This is a genomic window from Kitasatospora sp. MBT63, assembly GCF_000710465.2.
GTDB lineage: Bacteria > Actinomycetota > Actinomycetes > Streptomycetales > Streptomycetaceae > Kitasatospora.
In genome coordinates this window covers 1-3587 of the sequence record NZ_JAIZ01000212.1, presented here as the reverse complement: position 1 = coordinate 3587, position 3587 = coordinate 1, and the positions used below count along the sequence as shown (strand labels likewise).

General features: G+C 72.3%; 5 protein-coding genes and 1 pseudogene. 5 read left to right on the top strand and 1 reads right to left on the bottom strand.

The window, feature by feature from the left end; all coding sequences use genetic code 11:
• The coding region (locus AA75_RS14640) for a rhomboid family intramembrane serine protease (RefSeq protein ID WP_033820435.1) at nt 1–634 on the top strand (634 nt) is incomplete at its 5' end.
• Nucleotides 635–906: 272 nt separating this feature from the next.
• Here the strand turns inward: AA75_RS14640 and crgA are convergent.
• Nucleotides 907–1158, bottom strand: coding sequence for a cell division protein CrgA (gene crgA, locus AA75_RS14635; protein ID WP_033820434.1), 252 nt, complete (start codon nt 1156–1158; stop codon nt 907–909).
• 238 nt (nt 1159–1396) lie between these two features.
• Here crgA and AA75_RS14630 point away from each other — a divergent pair, with 238 nt between their 5' ends.
• The 4 genes and pseudogenes from AA75_RS14630 to AA75_RS14620 all read left to right on the top strand — a co-directional run.
• Entirely contained in the window at nt 1397–2128 is a 732-nt protein-coding gene (locus tag AA75_RS14630) for a DUF881 domain-containing protein (protein ID WP_233289024.1), read from the top strand.
• 117 nt (nt 2129–2245) lie between these two features.
• Nucleotides 2246–2416, top strand: coding sequence for a hypothetical protein (locus AA75_RS50865; RefSeq protein WP_033820433.1), 171 nt, complete (start codon nt 2246–2248; stop codon nt 2414–2416).
• A gap of 56 nt (nt 2417–2472) precedes the next feature.
• The gene (locus AA75_RS14625) at nt 2473–3132 is read left to right on the top strand and encodes an aminodeoxychorismate/anthranilate synthase component II (RefSeq protein WP_033820432.1); all 660 of its coding nucleotides are present in this window, start codon (nt 2473–2475) and stop codon (nt 3130–3132) included.
• 13 nt (nt 3133–3145) lie between these two features.
• Nucleotides 3146–3587: pseudogene (locus tag AA75_RS14620) on the top strand (hypothetical protein); the annotation flags it as partial.

Genomic DNA, 3587 nt, shown 5'->3' with positions numbered 1-3587 from the left:
CGCGCTGGCCGGGCTGAACGTCCTGGTCTTCCTGTTCACCCAGTACCTGGCGCCGGCCTGGCAGCAGCGGCTCGGGCTGTACAGCTACGTGCCGGTGCCCGGGCTGTCGATCGGCGTGGCCGAGGGCCCCGACCAGTGGTACCGGCTGCTGACCGCGATGTTCGTGCACGCGGGCTTCGCACACCTGGCGACCAACATGGTCAGCCTGCTGGTGCTCGGACCGCCGCTGGAACGGGCGCTGGGCCGGGGGCGGTTCCTCGGCCTGTACCTGCTCTCGGGGCTGGCCGGCAACGCGCTGGCGTTCCTGGTGTCCGGCGGCGCGCTCTACTCGGTGGGGGCCTCCGGGGCGATCTTCGGGCTGCTGGGGGCGACGGTGGTGCTGGTGCACCGCAACCGGGCGCCGATGGGGCCGGTGGTGGCGCTGCTGGTGTTCAACCTGGTGGTGACGTTCTCGCTGAGCTGGATCGACTGGCGGGCGCACATCGGCGGCCTGGTGGCGGGCGGCGTCATGGCGGTGGGGCTGGTGTACGCCCCACGGGGGCACCGCGGGCTGGTCCAGGGGTTGACGGCGGCGGGCCTGCTGGCGCTGGTGCTGGTGACCCTGGTGCTGGGGACGGCCCGGCTCGGCGGGTAGTTGTCCACAGTGGGCGTGCGGGTGTGCACAGCGGGTGTGCACAGCCGTTCGGGGGGGTCTGGTCTACGCGCGTCCAGCTGGGAATTCGATAGCCGTTCCGGGCTGTTCGAGCGGGTTGCCGCCGGTGAGTTATCCACAGGCGGGACGGACTTTTCCCCAGTGTGGATAACTGTGTGGATAAACAGATGGTCGGGCTACGTCCGGGCGTGCCGAAACACCGCCCCGGGATCACTCCGAGGCGGTGCCGGGCCGGACGGGAGGGCGGCCGTGGCCTACTTCCACTGGGTGGAGACGCCGAAGCCCGCCGCGATGAAGCCGAAACCGGCCAGAATGTTCCAGTTGCCCCAGCTCGCCACCGGCCAGCCGCCACTGGTCACGTAGTACGTGACGATCCAGACCAGGCCGATCAGGAAGAACGCCAGCATGAGCGGGGCGACCCAGCTCCGGCCTGAGCTGATCTTCACCGCGGTCGCCGAGGACGGCGGGGTGTACTCGTCCTTCTTGCGGACTCGGGACTTCGGCACGAGGGACTCTCCTGTCGATGCGCTGTGACCGCGCGGGGTGCAGCGGGAAAGCGGGCGGCTGTGGGAGCCGGATCCGTACGGGAGGCCGTCGGCCGGCACGCACGCGGGGAACCCCGTCGTCGTGCCGGGACCAGCACTCCGCACATGCCACCGGCGTCCGTTAGCGTAGTGGCTCGCCGGGTCTTAAGGAGATAAGGGTACGGTGCCGAATTCCACGATTCCCCCAGAGCCCGGCTCCGTGCGCCCCGGCCGGACCCGAATTGTCGGACGTGCCCTGACCTGCGCCGTCTTCGCACTCGCCGGACTGCTCTTCTACATCAGCGCCCAGACCGCCCAGGGCACCGATCTGCGCACCGACAACTCGCTGCTCAAGCTCAGCGACGTGATACGCGAGCGCAGCGCGCAGAACCAGCAACTGCAGGCCCAGGTCGGCGAGCTCCAGGACCGCACCGACGCCTTCGCCCAGCAGCAGGGCGGACCCGCCGACACCCAGCGGCTCGACGCGCTCCAGCAGGCCGCCGCCCTGGAGACGCTGCGCGGTCCCGGGCTGACGGTCACCCTCAACGACGCCCCGCCGAACGCCACCGCCCGGATCCCCGGCGTCCCCGAGCCGGACGTCAACGACCTGGTCATCCACCAGCAGGACATCCAGGCCGTGGTAAACGCGCTGTGGCGGGGCGGCGCCGAGGGCATCCAGGTGATGGACCAGCGGCTGATCTCGACCAGCGCGGTGCGCTGCGTCGGCAACACCCTGCTGCTCCAGGGCCGGGTCTACTCCCCGCCGTACGTGATCAAGGCGGTCGGGAAGACCGACGCGCTGCGCTCCGCCGTCGACACCGACCCGGCGATCCGCCGCTACCTGCAGTACGTGGTCGCGTACGGCCTCGGCTGGAAGGTGCAGGAGAACACCGACCTGACGCTGCCCGGCTACGCCGGCTCCGCCGACCTGCGCTCGGCCGAGGGCCAGTAGGGCCGCGGCTGCCGGGAACCGGAGCGCGCCCCGCCGTTGTCCACCCCGGTATAAGCGCGATACGGAACCGGGTGGCGGTCTACTCTGGTTCCCGACCTGAACCTCGCGAGGAGCACCATGTACGGCTGGATCTGGCGGCACCTGCCGGGCAACACCCTGATCCGGGCGGTCATCACGCTGCTGCTGGTGCTCGGGATCGTCTACGTCCTGTTCCGGTACGTCTTCCCGTGGGCCGAGCCGCTGCTCCCGTTCGGTAACGTCACCGTCGATGAGGGCGGTACCGGCTGACGCCGGGCCACACACCGTCACCCCTGCCTGCCCGACTCTGCATCAGGAGTAGTGCGATGACCTCCGGCCGCCCGCCCCGGATCCTCGTGGTCGACAACTACGACAGCTTCGTCTTCAACCTCGTCCAGTACCTCTACCAGCTCGGCGCCACCTGCGAGGTGGTCCGCAACGACGAGGTGACGGCCGACCACGCGGTGCTCCGCGACGGCGACCGCGGCTTCGACGGGGTGCTGCTCTCCCCCGGACCCGGCACCCCGGAGGAGGCCGGGATCTGCGTCGACATGGTGCACCGCTGCGCGCAGATCGGGCTGCCGGTCTTCGGGGTCTGCCTGGGCCTGCAGTCGATCGCGGTCGCGTACGGCGCGGTGGTCGGACGGGCGCCGGAGCTGCTGCACGGCAAGACCTCCGAGGTGACCCACGAGGACGGCGGGGTCTTCGAGGGGCTGCCCTCGCCGATGACCGCCACCCGGTACCACTCGCTGGCGGTCGACCCGGCCACCGTCCCGGACACCCTGGTGGTCACCGCCCGCACCGACAGCGGCGTAATCATGGGCCTGCGCCACCGCGAGCTGCTGGTCGAAGGAGTGCAGTTCCACCCGGAGTCGGTGCTCACCGAGGGCGGCCACCGGATGCTGGCGAACTGGCTCGCCGAGTGCGGCTTCGCCGAGGCGGTGGGCCGGTCGGCCGGCCTCGCGCCGGTGATCGGACGGGGCTGAGCGGGTGACGGCGGTGCGCCCGGAGGGGAACACGCAGCGGGCCGGCGACGGCGGCGAACCGGGGGACTGGGGCGTCTACGAGGCCCCCGACGGCTACGGCTCGACCGAGCGGTACTGGCAGTCCGGGCCCGGTCCGGCGGGGCCGGACGCGCCGGGGCGCCCCCGGGGACCGCAGCCCGCACCGCCGGACGGCGGCCGGGTGCCGGCCGCCGAGCGGACCATGAACCTGAAGGCCGCGAGCCCGGGCCACGGCCGGGTGCCGGCGGCCGAGCGGACCATGAACCTCCGGGTGATCCCGCCCGAGGCGCCCGACGGGGCCGCGGCCGACGGCTACGCGGAGGAGGACGGCGACCGCCAGGCGGGCCGCCGCGCCGAGGGCCGGGGAGCGCTGGGCCCGGGCACCGGCCGGCGCCGGGCGACCGGGCCGCGCCGCGGTCCCAAGCCGCGGCCCAAGG

Coding starts and splice junctions, on each gene's coding strand:
- AA75_RS14625 (WP_033820432.1), top strand. CDS start 2,473: ATGACCTCCGGCCGCCCGCCCCGGATCCTCGTGGTCGACAACTACGAC.
- AA75_RS50865 (WP_033820433.1), top strand. CDS start 2,246: ATGTACGGCTGGATCTGGCGGCACCTGCCGGGCAACACCCTGATCCGG.